The following is an 18,242-nucleotide window of genomic DNA, read 5'->3' on the forward strand; positions in this document are numbered from 1 at the left end:
AGTTCAGGGATCCTCGGCGGCCCATGCCGGCGCGGATTGACGGATAGCCGTCACGTCACGCCCCTTGACTCCGCCGCAGCGTCGCACGCACTCGGGCCAGCCGGCGGCGCCTTCATCACGCGGCTGACCCGGCGGCGGTGCCTAAGGTGCCGAGCGGACATGCCGAATGGTGCGTGGCGGTCAGAGCGCGTTGCCGTGTCAGACCATCAGGTCGAAGGTCTGGCCGGTCGCCTTCAGGTGGGCCATGTCGGCAGCGCGGACGGCTTCGATACGGGCCACCTCGTGTTCGGCGTTGGTGACGGCGGCGCGGTCTGACGTGAGCACGGCGGCGCAGGTGGTCGCGGGGCTGAGATCGTCGCTGAGCTTCTGCCGGGCGGACTGCAAGCGGCTCCAGGCGGCGTGGCTGTTCCAGGTCGAGGCGGTCGCTGCGCTGACGGAGATCGACATTCGGGGAGCTCCTCGGTTGCTGCCGGGTGGGGGACGGCCGCAACCATCGTCCGGGGCGCTCCCGTGCTGCAACTTTTCGAAGTGGCCTGAGCCACACTTCCACCGAAGGCCGGATAAAGAGCGATCCGGTACCCCGTGGGGTACCGGATCAGCGGTGGGACGAGGTCAGCTCTTGACGCCGACCAGTTCGCGGGCGCGCTCCGGCCAGTTCGCCAGGCTCGCCGAGCCGCGCATGCCGGCGGCGGCGACGGCCTGCTTCAGGCTGGTCACGTCGGAGTCGGCCAGCTTCGCGTAAGTGGTGATGCCTGCCGCCGCGAGCGCCATGGCCATCTTGGGTCCGATGCCCGGGATCCGGGTGAGGTCGTCCGGCTCCTCGGCCCCGGCCACCGGCTCGACGATGATCGGCTCGGCGGCGGGCTCGGCTACCGCAACGGGCTCGGCCACGGCAACAGGCTCGGCAACCGGCTCGGTGACGGCGGACGGCGAGGCGGCGATCGGCTCGGTGACGGCGGGCGGCGTGGCTGCGACCGGCTCGGTGACAGCCGGAACGGGCTCGGCGCTCAGCGCCGCCTCGGGCCGCGCAACCGTCTCGGCCGGGGCGTCGACCGGCGCGGAAGCCTCTTCGGACTTCACCGCGCTGTCGGCCGTGGACCCGGCAGGCGCCGGCTTCTCGACCGGCACAGCGTCAACGGCCGGCTCAGTGCCGGCAGCGGGCGAAGCGTCAACAACGGGGGAAGCGTCAGCAGCGGGCGATGCGTCAGCAGCAGGCGAAGCATCAGCAGCAGGCGAAGCATCAACAGCAGGCGAAGCGTCCGCAACGGGCGAAGCGTCAGCAACGGGCGAAGCGTCGGCCGGTTCGGTGACGACGGCGGGCGTGGCTTCGGTCGCCGGCTTCGTCTCGGCGGCGCGCTGGGGCCGCGGGGAGACGAGACGCCAGCCCCAGAGCAGCCAACCGGCTATCACGCCGATCACGAGCCCGGCAACAAAGTAGAGGAATGATGCCATATCGGGCCTCCGGACAGGAGATGGGGGTGCATGTGGTAGCGGGCAGCTTCGCACATCCCGTTGAGCAGCCGAGACCAGGGTGGCGAAGTGCCACCATGCGATCCGACCTCGGCCTACGTGGATTTCCGGAGTGTCACCGACCCATGATCAATCTGCGACGGTCACTCGTTCAGGGACGGGTTATCGCGCCCGGCACGTACTTGTTCGCCGCATATGTGATCGCCCAGAGCACGATGCCGACCACAAGCAGCACGCCCGCGATCCGGTAGTCGGCCGTCGCCCGCCCGGAGAACGGGCTGGCCAGGAAGGCGCAGGCGATCGCTCCGATGATCGGGATCACGGTGGGCGCCTTGAAGTGGTCGTGGTCGACCGGGTCCTTGCGCAGCACCAGCACCGCCACGTTGACCACGGTGAAGACGCAGAGCAGCAGCAGCGCGGTCGTGCCGCCGAGCGCGGCCAGGTCGGCGAACCAGATCAGTCCGAAGGCGATCACGGTGGTGAAGATGATGCCCACCCACGGCGTACGGCGGGTCGGGTGCACCCGTCCGAGCACGGTCGGCAGCACCCGCTCGTTGGCCATGCCGTAGAGCAGCCGGCTCGCCATCATCATGTTGATCAGCGCCGAGTTGGCCACCGCGAACATCGTGATGAACGCGAAGATGGTGAGCGGGAACGCCGGCGCACCGGCCTCGACCACCTTGAGCAGCGGGGTGTCGCCCTCGCCGAGGTCCTCCGGGGTGACCAGCGCGACGGCGGAGATGGCCACGAGCACGTAGATGAGGCCGGTGATGCAGAGGCCGGTGAGCATCACCTTGGGGAAGATCCGGACCGGGTCGCGGGTCTCCTCGGCCATGTTCACCGAGTCCTCGAAGCCGACCATCGCGAAGAACGCGAGCGCCGTGCCGGCGGTGACGGACAGCGCGACCGCGTCGCCCGGCGGGGTGTTGAACTCGGTGAGCCGGGACAGGTCGCCGTTGCCGCCGCCGAGCGCCCACGCGCCGATGCAGATGACGATCAGCAGACCGGTCAGCTCGACGCAGGTCAGCACCACGTTGGCCTTGACGCTCTCACCGACGCCGCGGAAGTTGATCAGCGCGACCAGGGTGATGAAGCCGAGCGCGATGGCGGTGAGCGCGAAGCCGTCGCCGATGGAGAGGTCGAACGCCTCGCCGAAGTTCCCGGCGAACGCCTTGGACGCGCTGGACGCGGAGGTGAGACCGGAGCACATCACCGCGAACGTCACCATGAACGTCAGGAAGTGGATCCCGAACGCCTTGTGCGTGTAGAGCGCCGCGCCGGCCGCCCGGGGGTACTTGGTGACCAGCTCCAGATAGCTGAACGCGGTCAGCAGGGCGACCACGAAGGCCAGCAGGAACGGCAACCAGACCGCGCCGCCGACCTCGTTGGCGACCTTGCCGGTCAGCGCGTACACGCCGGTGCCGAGGATGTCGCCGACCACGAAGAGCAGCAGCAGCGATGGCCCGATGACCCGTTTCAGGGTGGGCTGTTCCGATTCGGTCCTGATCGCATCGGCCATAGCTCGCCCCTCGTCCCGAAGCCACGGAAACACGGAACCTGCGGAACAGTGACGTTACCCGTACCTTGGGTGGCGGGAAACCTGGGAACTACTGGGAGGCCACCATGCGTATCGTGCTCGCCGCCAATCCCGAGGCCGATCAGCCGTGGGTCACCGACGCCGCAGCGGACCTGGTGCGCCAGACCGGGGCGACGGTGACGGTGGTCGCGGTGGACGAGTTGGAGACCGAGCACCTGGCGCCGATGCCGCGCAGCGTCTACACCGAACGCGCCGAGCGGGCCGCGGAGGCCGCGACCCGGCGTCTGGCCGACGCCGGCATCGAGGCGACGCAGGCGGTGCTTCCCGGTCGCCCTGTCGATCAGATCATCCGGTACGCCGAGGAGCAGTCAGCCGACCTGATCGTGGTCGGGTCGAGTGCCCGCCCACTGGTCGCGCAGCGGCTGCTGGGAAGTGTGCCGCTCAGCCTGATCGAGAAGGCGGGGCGGCCGGTGCTGGTGGTCACCCACCCAGGTGCGGGCAAGTGACCACCAGCGGGCACATCTAGGGTGCCGCGGGGTACTGCGTGATGAAGACCGGCTGACCGACCTTCGTGGTGTCCGCGGCCTCGCCGACCCCGTTCACGACGTGGTCGATGATGCCGGCACTGAGGTTGACGGTCATGATGTGGTGCAGCTTCACGCCGGGCGTGTTCGGCACCTCGAAACCGTTCTCGGTGTGGATCGACGGGTTGTTCTGGTTGAAGACGTAGACGCCACCGCCGTACAGCGTGTGGTTCTTGACGCGAGCGCCCACCTTGTATCCGGCGTAGCCCTCGACGTCACCGTTCATCCAGTCCGCCTGCGTCGGCGGGTCGTACGGCAGCTCGTTCTGGTAGAGCACGGTGGTGCCGCGCTCACCGTTCCAGACGGTGTTGTACTTCTGGAAGTGCTCGACGAACAGGCCGGTGGCCGTCACGTCGTCGCCGTTGATGACCGCGCCGTACCGCCCGGTGTTGGTACGCCACCGGTCGGTGTCCCCGTTCACGCCCTCCGTGAAGCCCTCGACGCCGTGGTCCCCGCGCCACACCCAGGTGTGGTCGATGAGCACGTTGTCGCTGTTCACCTCGAGCGCGATGTCGGTCTTGCCGATGTGCGGCCCGCCGACCCGGAAGTAGACGTCGGACAGCGTCGTCGGGTTGGACGGCGAGCTGATGCCGATGCCGTGCTTCTTGCCGACCCGCAGCAGGACCTTCGACTCCTTGGTGCCGGCGTCGATGGTCACGCCGGCGATGATCACGCCGGGCACGTCCGCGACGTCGATCGGGGTGGAGCCGTTGACCGCCGTGAGCGTGGCGTGGCCGAGGCCGAGGACGACCGTGTTGGGCCGCCAGACCTCGATGCTGCGGGCGATGTCGTACACACCCGGGGTGAGCAGCAGGTGCTTGCCGAGGGCGAGCGCCACGTTGATCTTCGTCACCGAGTCGCCCGGCTTGGCGATGTAGAAGTCCGAGAGCGGGATCGTCCGTCCCGGACCGCTCCAGTTGATGCCGCTGGTGTTGCGCTGTGCGGCGGGCACCCGGACCTGGTAGCGACCGGAAGCGTCGACGAACAGGTACGGCTTCTCCCGGCTCACCGGGGTGGTCTCCAGGGTGGTGTACGGCGGGTTCGGGAACGCCGAGTCGTCCGGCGCGCCCTTGACCCCGGCGAAGACCTGGTTCCAGACGGCGTTGGACCAGCTCTCGACCTCGCTGTTACGGGTCAGCCACTGCTGCTGCGAGCCGTTGGTGGTGGCCGGCAGCTTGGAGTTGGCGATGAAGCCGCCGCTGGCGTACTGCGGGCCGGCGGTGCAGTAGTCCATCAGCGACAGGGTGCCGCCGTTGAACTGCGTCCGGCGCATCGAGACCGCCTGCGAGACGGCCCAGAAGTTCGCCGTCTGCCGGCAGCCGTCCTGCCCGGCACCGTTGATGTTGACGGTCAGGTTGGAGATGGTGCGCCAGAAGTTGACCAGCGCGATGCAGTTCGGGTTGGCCGGGTCCGCGCTCAGGCAGCGGTTGTAGACCTCCACCTTGCCGTTGATGACCACGTCACCCGGGTTGGCGCCGAGACCGGTGATCTCGGTGTAGTAGCCGACCTGGAACTGCAGCGGCTGTTCCGCGGTGCCGTAGGTGCCCGGCTTGAACAGGAACGCGTACCGCTGCGTACCCATCTCGTTGTTGACCTGCGCGGCGTGCGTGGCGTCCAGCTTCGCCTGGATCTCGCTCACCGGCATGCTGGGGTCGAAGACGGTCACGTTCGCGCCGAGGTTCGGGGCGCCGGCGCTGGCCGGCGCGGCGGCGGCCGGCGAGGAGCCGGCGCCGGCGGCGGCGAGTGCCAGGCCGAGAGCGAGCGCTCCGGCGGTGGTGCGGCGCAGTGGGGAAAGCCCCATGCGCTCGCGAATTAGGGTCATGCGGAGGATCCCTTCCGGAAACAAGATCGCAATGATCCCGGTCACAGAAGCAATCGGCGAACGCCCATGTCAAGAGCGCCGAACCGGCATATCCGGCCAAGCGCCAGAAGTCCGGCGAGTTCCGGAACCGAGCTGTCCGAAAAGTCCACTGGAACCGGTCCCGGAATCGCTTACGGGGCTCTTCGGGCGAACACGACGACGTTGCTGCGATAGCTTCCCCGGGACCGGTCGAACACCCCGCCGCAGGTGATCAACCGAAGCTCCGGACCGCCCACCGACCCGTACACCTCGTCGCTCGGGAAGTCGTTCTTGGGGTGGGTGGTCACCCGGGTCACCACGAATTCGGCCACGGTCTTGTCGGCACGGCGTACCGCGATGGCGTCGCCGCGCTTCAGCTCGCGCAGCCGGTAGAAGACCGCCGGGCCCTCTCGCGCGGTGTCCACGTGCCCGACCAGCACCGCGGCGCCGACCTGGCCCGGCGAGGGCGCGTGCTGGTACCAGCCGGCGGGCGCGTCCGCGCGCAGCGGCGGCACGTCGATGGTCCCGTCACGGCGCAGGCCGATCGGCACGACAGCGCTGCGCAACTCGATCGCCGGGATGTCCAGCCGCACCGGCTCGGCGTACCCCATCCCGGTCTTGGTCTTGCCCCTGCTGACGGCCCGGCTGGGTGGCGGCGGTGGTGGATTGGTGCCCTCCTCCAGCGGCGAGGACGGCTCCGGTGCGGGCGGGGGCGGCGGCAGCCCGTCCTCGGTGCGCACCCCCATCGCGGTGGTCACCGAGCCGAGAACCGCCAGCACCACGGCGAACGCCGCTGCCCGGCGATCACGCACCCACGTCCGGCGGTCCGGCTCCGGCGTGTACACAGGGTCAGCCGCGGTTCGGCCGGCGGACCGCGTAACCCGCCGTGCCGATCGCCGCCATCAGCAGGAACGTGCCGGTCACCAGCAGCGCCACCCGGCGCCCGGTGATCCCGCTGCCGCCGCCCGCGTCCACCCCGCCGGACGGCGTCCTGGTCGCCACCGGGTCGGTCGTCGGGTCTGGCTCGGGACCGCCCTCGCCGGGTTCCGCCGGCAGCGTGCCGGACGGTGGCCCGGATGACGGGTTCTCCGGCGGCAGGCTCCCGGACGGCGGCGCGGACACCGAGGCGGACGGCGAGGCGACCGGCTGGCCGGTGTTGTCGCCGTCGTCATCCGGCCCGCAGGAGGCCAGCACCACGAACAGGAGGATCAGTCCCAGTAGGATCCCGACGCCGATGGTGGTCAGCTGGTTGCGATTCATGTGGTGCCTCCGGGGGGCGGCGGCGCGGGGTCATCCACGTTAGCGGCCCGGTGGGCGTCCCGCGGATCGGTGTCCGTGATCGGTCACTTCGGACTGTGGTGGACCCTGGAGTACCCACCATGGACACGTTTCATCGCCACCCCGGTGGCGAGAGGCTCAGAGCAGGAAGTACAGCGCTGTCGCGTACCCGATCTGGGTGAGCACGCCGCCCGCGCCCAACGCGACCGCGAACGTGCCGTTCCGGCGGGCCGGGGAGCCGGGCGCCGACTCCCGGATCGCGCGCAGGCCCATCACGATCGCGTACAGCGAGCAGAGCAGCAGCGGATTGATCACCAGGCTGACCGCGCCGACCACCACGGTCCGCTTCTCCGGTCCGGGATCGGTGCGGCCACCGGAGGCGGCGGGCGGCGCTGACGGCGCCGCGGCCGGCATCCCGGCCGGCGTGGTGTAACCGAGCTGCGCGGAGACCGAGTCGACCGGCTGGCTCAGGAAGGCGCCGCCGTGCGCGTACCCCGGGGAAGCCGGCAGCGGCGCCGCCGGCGTGGTGATCGACGGCGCGGTGATCTCCGCGGAGTGCGGCGCGAAGATCTCACCCGAGGACGGTTCGGCGGTGTGCGGGCCGGGCACCGGCTCGCCGGCCGGCTTGGTGGCCAGGCCACCGCGCCAGCCGGCCGAGATGGTGGTCGGCGGCATGGCGGCCCCGCCCGGTTGCAGGTGCGCCGTCCACTCCCGGCCGTCCCACCAGCGCAGGGCGGGCAGGCCACTCGGGTCGGCGTACCATCCGGCGGGCGCGGGGTCGGTCATGCGCGTGCGTCCTTCTCTGCGATCGGAGGGCTGTAGCTTCCGATCGGCTCCGCACGCCCCGGCCTGAGGCTTTCTGGTCTTGTCGGTTCCGCTTCTTCGGGGTACGCGTGACCGGTCGCCCCGCCGAAGCCGACCCGTCCCCGCTCTCCCGGCGCGGGCCAGGCCTTCCGTCCCGGCCCCAGCGCGACCGCCGGGAAACAGCATCACCTACCGGTTACGGCCCAACGTGAATGCTGTCTCAACGGCCGCCAGACAGCATTCACGTTGGGCCGGACAAGGCTCTCCAGGCGCGGCTGCCGGGCCTGGGTTAGGTGGCGCGGTCGGCTGTCTGGCTCGGGCCGCAGGGTGGCGAGATGGTTGCGGGCCGCGGCCGGGACGGCCGGCCGCGGCCCGCGTGGATACCTCAGGAGCGGGTGATCCGCAGGTTGTCGACGGCCGCCTCGACCAGCGAAGCGGTTCCGGCGTCAGCCGCCTCCACCTGGATCCGGATCGTCTGCCCCGCGTACCCCGAAAGGCTCGCGGAAGCGGTCGCCCAGGCCGCCGCCCGGTTGCTCGCCGCGCCGGTCAGGCTCAGCACGGTGGTGGTGGTTGTCCCGGAGACCACCCGGATGCGCAGGTAGTCGGCGCTTGTCGCGTTGTTGAGGTGGGCCAGGTACCAGGACAGGTTCAGCGTGAGCGTGCCGGTGGGCAGGGTGATCGCCGGCGAGAGCAGCGTGGTCACGCCGCCGTCCAGGTCGTTCGCGCCGGCACTGGTGCCGGCGGCCGCGCCGGTGACCAGGGCGTAGCTGCCGCCGGCTGCCGCGTCCAGCTGCGTGGCGACGCCGGAGCTGCTGGTGGCCGCCGGGTTGCCGCGTTCCAGCCGGCCGGCGGTCGCGGTGTCGGACGACAGGGCCGTCCAGGCAGTGGCGGTCTCCAGGTCGTCGGACCAGACCGTGGTGCCCGGCGGGGTGGTGCCGCCGTCGTCGGCGAGGGTCCACACCGCGTACGCGATGGCGTCGGTGTTGCGGTCCAGCGCGGTGTCGCTGATGTTGGTCAGGGTGTCGCAGGACGCGTGGTAGCAGGGGTCGAAACGTCCGGTCGTGCCGCCCCAGAGCTGCACCTGCGCGGCGGTCTTGGTGCCTTCCGCGCCGGTGAAGGTGCCGCCCGCCGGGATGCCGGCCGAGATGAACGGCCCGTAGTCGCTGCGGCCGTCGAAGTCGGTGCCGCGGGTCGGTACGCCGATCGAGCTGAAATACGCGGCCAGGGTCTGCTCGATCTCCGCCGATCCGGCCGGGCCGGGTCCCGCGCCGGTGCCGTCCGAGTTGTCACCGTCGTAGAGGAAGTAGCCGGGGTTCGGCGATCCGACCATGTCGAAGTTCAGGTAACCGCCGATCGCCGCCCGCTGGGCCGTGGTCAGCGAGTTCACGTACGCCCGTGAACCTCGCAGCCCCAGCTCCTCCGCGCCCCACCAGGCGAAACGCAGATGCCGGTCCGGCTGGAAGCCGGAGCGTGCGACCTGCAGCGCGACCTCCAGGATGGCCGCCGACCCGGACCCGTTGTCGTTGATGCCGGGTCCGGCCGTGACGCTGTCCAGGTGCCCGCCGATCATCAGCGTGTCGCTGGTGTCGCCGCCGGGCCAGTCGGCGATCAGGTTGTAGCCGGTGGCGCCGTTGTAGGTGAACGACTGCTGGCTGGTGGTGAAGCCCGCCGCGTCGAGCAGGTTCTTCACGTAGGTGACCGAGGCGAGGTAGCCGGGCCGGCCGTGGGCGCGGTTGCCGCCGTTGGCGGTGGCGATGCTCTGGAACTGGCTGAGGTGGGCTTTGACGTTGGCGACCGGGATGTCCGGTGCGGCGGCGGCCTGGGCCGGGGTGGCGGTCGCCAGGCCGGCGACGAGTGCAGCGACGCCGATGAAGGGGAGTGCTCGCATGGGCCCGAGCATCGCAGAGCGAGCAGGTCGCGCCCTCATACCAATCGATACCTATCGCGTTCGATGAAAAGCAACCGATGATCCGGCAGAAAATTCGCCGGTACGGAAGAGGCGCATCTCCATCTCTGGATGCTTAAGCTGCGGTGATCGACCGATGTGGTTCGACAACGGAAGGCAGAGGATGCGAAGAATTCTGGCGGCTACCGTCGCCGCGTCCGTCGGACTGCTGCTCGGCGCCGGAGTGATCCCGGCCGCAGCGCAGGCCACTGAAAGGACGAGCGGCTACACGCCTCCACCCATCGACTGGGGCACCTGCACGAGGGCGAGCCTGGCGGCTCGTGGCGCGCAGTGTGGCTTCCTGGTCGTTCCGCTGGACTACGCGAAGCCGGGCGGCACCAAGATCAAGGTCGCGGTGTCCCGGATCAAGCACAAGTCCAGTGACGCCGACTACCAGGGCGTCATGCTCACCAACCCGGGCGGCCCCGGCGGGTCGGGTCTGGGCCTCGCCACGCTCGGCGAGGCGATCCCGAACGACGCCGGAAACTACTACGACTGGATCGGCTTCGATCCGCGTGGTGTCGGCTCCAGCGTCCCGGCGCTGAGCTGCGACCCGGACTACACCGGATACAACCGCCCGTTCTACGTGCCGGTGACCCGCTCGCTGGAGAAGACCTGGCTGGCCAAGGCCAAGGGGTACGCCGAGGCGTGCGACCGGGCCGGCGGTGAGCTTCTCGACCACCTGCGGACGACCGACACGATCGCCGACATGGAGAGCCTGCGTAAGGCCCTCGGTGAGCGGCAGATCAACTTCTACGGCTTCTCCTACGGGACGTACCTGGGCCAGGTCTACGCCACCCTGCACCCGGACCGGGTCCGCCGGATGGTCTTCGACGGCGTGGTCAACCCGGAGCGGGTCTGGTACGACGCGAACCTCGACCAGGACATCCAGTTCGACAAGAACATGGACATCTACTTCGCCTGGATCGCGAAGTACGACTCGGTCTACCACCTCGGCACCACCGCCAGGTCGGTGAAGCAGAAGTACTACGCGACGCTGTATTCGCTGATCAAGTCCCCGGCCGCCGGCAAGATCGGCCCGGCCGAGTGGAACGACATCTTCGTCTCGGCCGGCTACTACGTCTACGGCTGGGAGGCGGTCGCCGAGGCGTTCGCCGCCTGGGTCAACGACAAGGACGCGACCGGCCTGCTCGACCTGTTCGGCGAGCCCGGCGGTCCCGGCGCCGACAACGGCTACGCCGTGTACCTGGCCGTCCAGTGCACCGACGTGCAGTGGCCGAAGAAGTGGTCCACCTGGCAGCGGGACAACTGGCGGATCCACGCCAAGTACCCGTTCATCACCTGGAACAACGCCTGGTACAACGCGCCCTGCATCTGGTGGGGTGCCAAGGCCGGCAAGCCGGTCGAGGTGAACGGCAAGAAGGCCCCGCCGATCCTGATGATCGCCGAGACCAACGACGCCGCTACGCCGTACACCGGTGCGCTCGAGGTCCGTCAGCGGTTCCCGAGGTCGGTGCTGATCGAGGGGGTCGGTGGGACCACGCACTCCGGCTCGCTGAGCGGCATCGCCTGCACCGACGACACCATCGCGGCCTACCTGGCCACCGGTGAGCTGCCGGACCGGGTGCGCGGCAACCGGTCCGACAAGCAGTGCGACCCGGTTCCGCAGCCGGACCCGACCGCCGCCGCGGCGACGGCCAAGGTCGCGGCCGCCGGCGGGCAGGACTTCCGCGCGGAGGTTCGTGCGGCGGTCACCACGCGCTGAGCATGACGCGGCCCGGACATCCAGGCGGATGTCCGGGCCGTACTACCTGGCGGCCTTCTTGGCCAGCTGGATCTGCTCGTAGACGCGGGTTCGCAGCTCGACGAAGCGCGGGTCGGCCCGGGTGTGCAGCTGGTCCCGCTCGGCCGGCAGGTCGATGATCAGCTCGTCCTGCACCACGGTCGGTGACGACGACAGCATGACCACCCGCTGCCCCAGGTACACCGACTCGTCGATGTCGTGGGTGACGAACAGGATGGTCACGTTCAGCCGCTTCCACAGCGAGCGGACCAGGTCCTCCAGGTCGGCGCGGGTCTGCGCGTCGACCGCCGCGAACGGCTCGTCCATCAGCAGCGTCTGCGGCTCGTACGCCACCGCGCGGGCGATCGCCACCCGCTGCTGCATGCCGCCGGACAGCTGCCACGGGTACGCCGACTCGGTGCCGGTCAGCCCGACCGCGTCCAGCGCCTCGTCGACCAGCTCCCTGCGGCGGGAACGAGCCACCTTTTTCTGCTTGAGCGGCAGCTCCACGTTGTCCCGCACGCTCATCCAGGGGAACAGGCTGCGCCCGTACTCCTGGAACACCACGGCCATGCCGGGCGGCGGCCCGTCCACCGCCTTGCCGTTGACCCGCACGTCGCCGCCGGTCGGGTCCAGCAGACCGGAGATGCAGCGCAGCAGGGTCGTCTTGCCGCAGCCGGACGGCCCGACCAGGCAGACCATGTCGCCGTTGTCCACGGTGAACGTGAGGTCGCGGAGTGCCTCGACCTCCCGGCTCCCGGACCGGTAGACCTTTCGCAGGCCCTTCACCTCGAGCATCGTCGACCTCCTACCCTTGGCGCTGCGCCGCGCGCAGGCCCTCGTACCACCGCAACGCCCGCTGCTCAGCGAGCCGGAAGAGCAGCGACAGCACGAAGCCGAGCAGGCCGAGCAGGATGATCCCGCTCCACATCTCGGGGATCGCGAAGCTGCGCTGGAACTGGACGATGGTGAAGCCCAGACCGTTGCTGGCCGCGAACATCTCGCTGATCACCATCAGGATGATCGCGATGGACAGCGCCTGGCGCAGTCCGGCCGCGATCTGCGGGCCCGCCGACGGCAGGATCACCTTGGTGAGCCGGGCCGGGCCGGTCACCCCGTACGCGCGGGCGGTGTCCAGCACCACGCTGTCCACCGCGCGCACCCCCTCGACGGTGTTGAGGAGGATCGGCCAGATGCAGCCGAAGACGATCACGATCACCTTCATGCCGTCGCCGATGCCGGCGAAGAGCATGATGACCGGTACGAGCACCGGCGGCGGAATCGCCCGGAAGAACTCCAGAACCGGTTCCACCGTGGCCCGCAGCCGCCGGTTGAGGCCGATCGCCACGCCCAGGGCGACACCGATGACCGCCGCGAGCAGGTAACCGGCGAACAGCCGCAGCAGGCTGGGGACGACGTCGGCGCGAAGCCGGTCGGCCGACCAGGTGTCGCCGAACGCGGTGAGGATGTCGCGCAGCGGCGGCGAGTAGAAGCTCTCGCTGTTGTCGCTGAGCACGAACCACGCCCCGAACAGCACTGCCGGCAGCGCGACGACATAAAGAACACGTTTGATCACGTGGCCACCTCTCCCCGGACCGACTGGTGCCAGGCGAGCAGGCGGCGCTCGCCGGTACGAGCCAGCAGGTTGATCAGCACGCCGAGGATGCCGGTGACGACGATCAGCGCGTACATGGTCGGGACCGCCTCGGAGGCCTGCGCGACCGCGATCTCCTTGCCCAGCCCCGGCGCGCCGATCACCAGCTCGGCCGTGATCGCCAGGACCAGGGCCACCGAGGCGGCGAGCCGGACCCCGGTGAAGACGTACGGCAGGGCGGTGGGCCAGAGCACGTGCCGGATCCGGGCCCACGCGGAGAACCGGAAACTGCGCGCGGTCTCGTAGGCGACCGGGTCGACGTCCGCCACCCCGTACAGCACCTGCACGAACACCTGCCAGAAGGCGGCGTAGCAGACCAGCATCAGGGTGGAGCCGATGTCGGTGCCATAGAGCAGCACGGCCAGGGGGATCAGCGCGACCGACGGGATCGGCCGTAGGAACTCGACGGTCGAGGCGGTCAGGTTCCGCAGCACCGGGATCGAGCCGATCACGATGCCGGCCAGGACGCCGGCACCGACCGCGATGGCCAGGCCCAGCGCCCAGGCGACGAGGGTGTCACCGAGCGAGGCCCAGAACTGTGGGTTGCCCGTCTCGTCGGCCAGGGCGGCCGCGATCCGGCTGGTCGGCGGCAGATACCTGTCGTCGACCAGGCCGAGGCGGGGCAGCATTTCGATGACGAGGAGCAACCCGGCCAGCCCGGCAGCGCCCAGGAGGGCGGGACTGCCGAGCCGGACCGGGCTACCACGGCGTACCGATGTCACGGGAGCAGCTTCTCCAGGTCCGGCGTGCCGGAGAAGATGCCGTCGCCCTCGCCGAGCTTGGCCAGGGTCTGGACCGAGGGCTCGTTGATCTGGGTGGGCCACTTCGGCAGGACCAGCTTGGCGCCGAGCGCGGCGTCGATCTTGGTGTAGGTGCTGAGGACGGTCCGGACCTCTTCCGGGTTCGCGTCGGCGTACGCGAGCGACTCGTTGACCGCCTCGGTGAAGCGCTTGACCAGGTCGGCGTCGTCGGCGAGCAGCTTCGTGGAGGTGAAGTACGCGGCCACGGTCAGGTCGTCCGCGGCGTCCACGAACGTCGAGGCCACCTCCCGGCCGCCGGCCGCCTTGATGGTGGACAGCTGCGGCTCGACCACCCACGCCGCGTCGACGTCGCCCTTCTCCAGCGCCGCCTGCATGTTCGGGAACGGCATCTCGACGAAGTTGACGTTCGCACCGTCGCCGCCGGCCTTGCGCACCGACTCGCGGGTCACCGTGTCACCGATGTTCTTCAGCGTGTTGACCGAGACCTTCTTGCCGACCAGGTCGGCCGCGGTCTTGATCGGGCTGTCCTTGGTCACCACCACGGCGCCGAAGTCCTTGCCCTGCTCACCGGTGGAGGCGACACCGGCGGCCACCGTCTTGATCGGCACGTTCTTGGTCTGCGCGATCATGAGCGAGGTGAAGTTGCTGAAGCCGAACTGGAACTGGCCGCTCACCACACCGGGGACGATCGCCGCGCCGCCCTGCCCGGACTCCATGGTCAGCTCGATGTTCCGGTTCTTGAAGAACCCCTTCTGCTGACCGAGATAGATCGGGGCCACGTCGATGATGGGGATGACCCCGACCTTCACCTTGTCGACGCCGCCCGAGTCGCCCGAGCTGCCCGAGTCGCTGGACGTGCCACATGCCGCCAGTGAACCGGCCAGCGCCAATGCCGCCATCCCCGAGAGAAGACGCCGCATATCTGCTCCTTAGAATTCTGTGCGCTCTACGAACAAGAGTTCTCATGAAGAACGCTATGATGTGCCCCGTGTCACGTCAACGATTGGTCTCGATCATCTGATGCCGCGGGAACCGTACTACGTCCAATCGCTCGAGCGGGGGCTCGCGGTGATCCGTGCATTCGACGCACAACATCGCGAACTGACGCTCAGTGACGTCGCGCGGGCCTGCGGTCTGACCCGCGCCGCGGCGCGGCGATTTCTGCTCACTCTTACCGATCTGGGGTACGTGCGGACCGACGGCCGGCTGTTCTCCCTGGCCCCGCGGGTACTCGAGCTCGGCTACGCGTACCTGTCCAGCCAGTCCCTGCCCGAGGTCGCCGAGCCGCACCTGGAGCGCCTGGTCGCCGAGGTGCGCGAGTCGTCGTCGATGTCGGTGCTCGACGGTGACGACATCGTCTACGTCGCTCGCGTCCCAACCAGCAGGATCATGCGGGTCGCGATCAACGTCGGCACCCGCTTCCCGGCGTACGCGACCGCCATGGGCCGGGTGCTGCTCGCCGCCCTGCCGTGCGAGGAACTTGAGGCGTACCTCACACGCGCCAAGCTGGAGCCGCTCACCGACCGCACCGTCCACTCGCCTGCCGCGCTGCGTGCCGAACTCGACCGGGTACGCGCGGACGGCCACGCCATCGTCGACCAGGAGCTGGAGGAGGGCCTGCGGGCGATCGCCGCGCCGGTCCGGGACCGCAGCGGTGCCGCCGCCGGGGCGGTAAACGTCTCGGTGCACGCCGCCCGGGCCACCGTCGACGAGATCCGCGAACGGCTGCTGCCACCGTTGCTCGCCGCCACCGCCGCCATCGAGGCCGACCTGCGGATCGCCGCCCCGAACCGCTCCGTACTCTGAACCGCCGTGCTCAAGAAGATCGTGGCGGGCACCGCGGTGAGCCTGCTGGTCGCCGCGCTGGTGCTGGCCGGGCTGACCCGGCCATGGCAGCGGCCGCAGCCGGTCGGTGAGGTGGTCCCGGGCGGCCTGACCCTGCCGTACCTGTGGCAGGCCACCGTGCGGATGGACCCGCCCGGCCCGGTGTCGGTGCTGATCGGCGGCGACACCAGCGGCTTCCAGGGCAGCGACATCTACGACTCGGAAGGCAAGATCGCCGCGGTCGGCCGGGACGGTGACTACCGCACCCTGCTCTACGGCGGAAAGAACAGCATCATGGCCGGCGAGGACGTGCTGCTCTCCCCGGACGGCCGCCGCGCCGCCCAGGAGTACCTGATCGGCTCCACCGCGAACCAGACCGGGCTCGACATCGTCGATCTGACCACCGGTCGCAGCACGATCTATCACGGCGGGCAGCCGGAGGGCCGATGCTGCGTGCCGGTCGCCTGGGCGCCGGACGGCCGGTCCATGCTCGTCGAGGTCTACGACGACTACCCCGAGGACGGCGAGGCGACGGTCCGGCCGGCCCTGCTCGACCTCGGCAGCGATCGGGTCACCGTCCTCGGCGCGAGCCACTCCGCCTGGGAGCGTCTGCGGACCGCGTCGCGGGGCGCGTTCTCGCCGGACGGGCAGCGCGTCGTCCTGACCGAGGGCGGCACGGTACGGCTGCTGGACCGTACCGGCCGGGTGGTCTGGAGCACCGAGCTGGAGGGGAACCGGTATCTGGCCGGGGCCGGGGCTTTCAGCCCGGACGGCACCCGGATCGCGATCGCGGATCTGAACGGCTGCCTCACCGAGTGCGACCGGGACGCGCTCGCCGCCCGCGAGTGGAGCTTCAGCTACCTGGACGCCGCCACCGGCCGCCCGGCCGCCGGCCCGCGCCTGCCCGTGGTCACCGGGTCCGCGGTCCGCGCGCTCGGCTGGAGCCGGGGACGCGACCTCGTCGTGCTCCGCCACCAGCCGGAGGACGACGCGTACCGGGCGAGCGACGACGAGTACTGGAACGACACCGGCTGGGAGGAGACCGGGCACATCACGCTGCTCGCGCTGGAACCGGGCGGCGGTACGCGTACCCTGCTCGACCCGCCCGACGGCGTACTGACCATGGACGTCGCCCGCGACCTGCTCGAGGCCGGCCGCTTCGGCGGACCCACCCCGCGGGCAGCTCCGTTCCCCGCCCGCGGCGTCATCGGCGTGGCCCTGGTCCCGATCGTCGCGCTGACCCTCGGCGCCGCGGGGCTCGTCCTGCTCGTCGTACGCCGGGTGCGCCGCCGCAGCTGACTCAGGCCGTGTGCTGGTACGCCGTACCGGGAATCTTCTTGGCGGCGTACATCGCCGCGTCCGCGCGCCGCAGCAGCTCGACCGGATCCTCGCCGGCGACGCCGCAGGCGAGCCCAATGCTGGCCCGGATCGGCCGCACCCGGTCGCGTCGCAGCCGGTCCGCGATCGCCTCGGCGGTCCGGCTCGCCTCGGCGCGGTCCGCGCCCTCCAGCACCAGCACGAACTCGTCGCCGCCGAGCCGGGCCGCGGTGTCACCGGGCCGCACGCACTCGCGCAGCACCCCGGCGACCGTCGCCAGCAGCGCGTCACCGGCCTCGTGCCCGAACGTGTCGTTGACCTGCTTGAAGCCGTCCAGGTCGAGCAGCGCCACGGTCACCGGGCCGGGGCCGGCCAGCGCCTCCGTCAGCCGCCGCTGGAACAGCGCCCGGTTGGCCAGGCCGGTCAGCGCGTCGTGCGACGCCGCGTGGTTCACCTGGGCCAGCAGCCGGCTGTTGTCACGCAGCGCCGAGATCTGCCGGACCACCACCACCGCGGTCAGGGCGACCCCGCAGGACGCCACCACCACGATGTCGTCGCCGCCGGTCCAGGCCTCCCACAGCAGCAACCCGTCCACCCCGGCGACCGCCGCGTACGGCAGCAGGCTGTACGGACGCCGGCGCTTGCGGGCAGCCCGGCCGCGGGCCGCCGCCGGCGAACGCCCTTGCGCCCGGGCCGCCAGTGCCGCCAGGCAGAACACGGCCGGCAGGTGCACCTGCCCCACGTAGAACCGCTCGTCGGCGGCGGCCACCACCGGCTGGAGCATGGGCGCCAGGGCACCGATCAGGACACCGGCCGCGAGCAGGCGCAGACCGCGCTCGTCGATCGCCGAGTAGTCGGCCAGCACCGCCTTGGCGAGCGCGAACACCGCGAGGATCGCCAGCACCGCCAGGGCCAGCGACGCGAGAACCGGAGGGGTGACGCCGGCGGCGATCGCCTGCCGGGTGCCGAAGTGCCAGATGTACACGGCCGCCGCGAGCGCGACGCTGCCGGCGTCCAGGACCACCCGGGCCAGCGCGCCGCGCTGCTCACCGCCGACCGGCAGCCGGCTGAGGGCGTAGCTGAGGCAGAGCAGCGCGACGCCGTCGAAGACCAGCATCAGCGGCCCGGTGTACGAGGCTCGCGAACCAGGATGGGTGAGCACGTCCACGGCCTGTGCGGTCTGCCCGGCGCCGATCAGCAACGGCACCGCCGACAGGTGACGCCAGAACCGCCGGGTCGGCGCCGGCAGCTCCGGCTTGCGCGCGGTCGACCAGAAGATCGCCGCGACCAGCGGACCGTAGAGCGGGATGGTGATCCACAACAGTTCCGGCGGACCGACGGGGTGCACCAGGTTGACCGCGAACCAGGTCGCGGCCATGGCGAAGAGGCCAAGGCAGGCCCGCGTCATCACATCCATCTCGCCGCCCTCTTCGGCAGCCGGCGGGCCGACATGAGGACCAGGCCTCAACTTCGCGGATCACTCG

Annotated in this window: 17 protein-coding genes; 4 read left to right on the plus strand and 13 right to left on the minus strand. The window is 70.4% G+C overall.

The features are described from left to right. Positions 1-198: 198 nt before the first annotated feature. The 3 genes from I4J89_RS13785 to I4J89_RS13795 form a co-directional block, all read right to left on the minus strand. On the minus strand, positions 199-447 hold the full coding sequence (locus I4J89_RS13785; RefSeq protein ID WP_196414298.1) for a hypothetical protein: 249 nt from the start codon (positions 445-447) through the stop codon (positions 199-201). A 165-nt stretch (positions 448-612) separates the two neighbouring features. Then, positions 613-1,452 carry a helix-hairpin-helix domain-containing protein gene (locus I4J89_RS13790; RefSeq protein WP_196414299.1) on the minus strand — a complete coding sequence of 280 codons (840 nt, stop codon included), beginning with the start codon at positions 1,450-1,452 and terminating at the stop codon, positions 613-615. Positions 1,453-1,621: 169 nt separating this feature from the next. Beyond that, on the minus strand, positions 1,622-2,989 hold the full coding sequence (locus I4J89_RS13795; RefSeq protein WP_196414300.1) for an APC family permease: 1,368 nt from the start codon (positions 2,987-2,989) through the stop codon (positions 1,622-1,624). 104 nt (positions 2,990-3,093) lie between these two features. On the opposite strand from I4J89_RS13795, the gene I4J89_RS13800 reads away from it, so the two are divergent. After that, a complete protein-coding gene (locus I4J89_RS13800) occupies positions 3,094-3,513 on the plus strand; it encodes a universal stress protein (protein ID WP_196414301.1) in 420 nt (139 codons plus the stop codon). Positions 3,514-3,529: 16 nt separating this feature from the next. Here I4J89_RS13800 and I4J89_RS13805 read toward each other — a convergent pair whose 3' ends face one another. The 5 genes from I4J89_RS13805 to I4J89_RS13825 form a co-directional block, all read right to left on the minus strand. Continuing rightward, entirely contained in the window at positions 3,530-5,392 is a 1,863-nt protein-coding gene (locus I4J89_RS13805) for a pectate lyase-like domain-containing protein (protein WP_196414384.1), read from the minus strand. Positions 5,393-5,583: 191 nt separating this feature from the next. Further along, entirely contained in the window at positions 5,584-6,276 is a 693-nt protein-coding gene (locus tag I4J89_RS13810; protein ID WP_309238303.1) for a class F sortase, read from the minus strand. A 4-nt stretch (positions 6,277-6,280) separates the two neighbouring features. Next, positions 6,281-6,691, minus strand: coding sequence for a hypothetical protein (locus tag I4J89_RS13815; protein WP_196414302.1), 411 nt, complete (start codon positions 6,689-6,691; stop codon positions 6,281-6,283). A gap of 156 nt (positions 6,692-6,847) precedes the next feature. Then, on the minus strand, positions 6,848-7,495 hold the full coding sequence (locus I4J89_RS13820; protein ID WP_196414303.1) for a DUF2510 domain-containing protein: 648 nt from the start codon (positions 7,493-7,495) through the stop codon (positions 6,848-6,850). A 403-nt stretch (positions 7,496-7,898) separates the two neighbouring features. Further along, a complete protein-coding gene (locus I4J89_RS13825) occupies positions 7,899-9,401 on the minus strand; it encodes a M28 family metallopeptidase (RefSeq protein WP_196414304.1) in 1,503 nt (500 codons plus the stop codon). Positions 9,402-9,582: 181 nt separating this feature from the next. Here I4J89_RS13825 and I4J89_RS13830 point away from each other — a divergent pair, with 181 nt between their 5' ends. Beyond that, positions 9,583-11,184 carry an alpha/beta hydrolase gene (locus I4J89_RS13830; RefSeq protein ID WP_196414305.1) on the plus strand — a complete coding sequence of 534 codons (1,602 nt, stop codon included), beginning with the start codon at positions 9,583-9,585 and terminating at the stop codon, positions 11,182-11,184. 42 nt (positions 11,185-11,226) lie between these two features. Here I4J89_RS13830 and I4J89_RS13835 read toward each other — a convergent pair whose 3' ends face one another. Genes I4J89_RS13835 through I4J89_RS13850 form a run of 4 tightly spaced genes read right to left on the minus strand, consistent with a single transcriptional unit; the run spans position 11,227 to position 14,537 of the window. Continuing rightward, positions 11,227-12,000 carry an ABC transporter ATP-binding protein gene (locus I4J89_RS13835; protein WP_196414306.1) on the minus strand — a complete coding sequence of 258 codons (774 nt, stop codon included), beginning with the start codon at positions 11,998-12,000 and terminating at the stop codon, positions 11,227-11,229. 10 nt (positions 12,001-12,010) lie between these two features. Beyond that, entirely contained in the window at positions 12,011-12,778 is a 768-nt protein-coding gene (locus tag I4J89_RS13840) for an ABC transporter permease (RefSeq protein WP_309238304.1), read from the minus strand. Further along, positions 12,775-13,578 carry an ABC transporter permease gene (locus I4J89_RS13845; protein WP_309238305.1) on the minus strand — a complete coding sequence of 268 codons (804 nt, stop codon included), beginning with the start codon at positions 13,576-13,578 and terminating at the stop codon, positions 12,775-12,777. The genes I4J89_RS13840 and I4J89_RS13845 overlap by 4 nt, the downstream gene beginning before the upstream one ends. Further along, positions 13,575-14,537 (minus strand): ABC transporter substrate-binding protein, encoded by a 963-nt coding sequence (locus tag I4J89_RS13850; RefSeq protein WP_196414307.1) that lies wholly within the window; start codon positions 14,535-14,537, stop codon positions 13,575-13,577. Before I4J89_RS13850 ends, I4J89_RS13845 begins: the two co-directional genes overlap by 4 nt. A gap of 100 nt (positions 14,538-14,637) precedes the next feature. On the opposite strand from I4J89_RS13850, the gene I4J89_RS13855 reads away from it, so the two are divergent. Together I4J89_RS13855 and I4J89_RS13860 are read left to right on the plus strand one after the other, a co-directional pair. Beyond that, entirely contained in the window at positions 14,638-15,423 is a 786-nt protein-coding gene (locus I4J89_RS13855; RefSeq protein WP_196414308.1) for an IclR family transcriptional regulator domain-containing protein, read from the plus strand. A 6-nt stretch (positions 15,424-15,429) separates the two neighbouring features. Continuing rightward, positions 15,430-16,740 (plus strand): WD40 repeat domain-containing protein, encoded by a 1,311-nt coding sequence (locus tag I4J89_RS13860; protein WP_196414309.1) that lies wholly within the window; start codon positions 15,430-15,432, stop codon positions 16,738-16,740. A gap of 1 nt (position 16,741) precedes the next feature. Here I4J89_RS13860 and I4J89_RS13865 read toward each other — a convergent pair whose 3' ends face one another. Beyond that, entirely contained in the window at positions 16,742-18,175 is a 1,434-nt protein-coding gene (locus I4J89_RS13865; RefSeq protein WP_196414310.1) for a GGDEF domain-containing protein, read from the minus strand. Between the last annotated feature and the right edge of the window lie 67 nt (positions 18,176-18,242).

The sequence above is a fragment of the Actinoplanes aureus genome, assembly GCF_015704865.1.
GTDB lineage: Bacteria > Actinomycetota > Actinomycetes > Mycobacteriales > Micromonosporaceae > Actinoplanes > Actinoplanes aureus.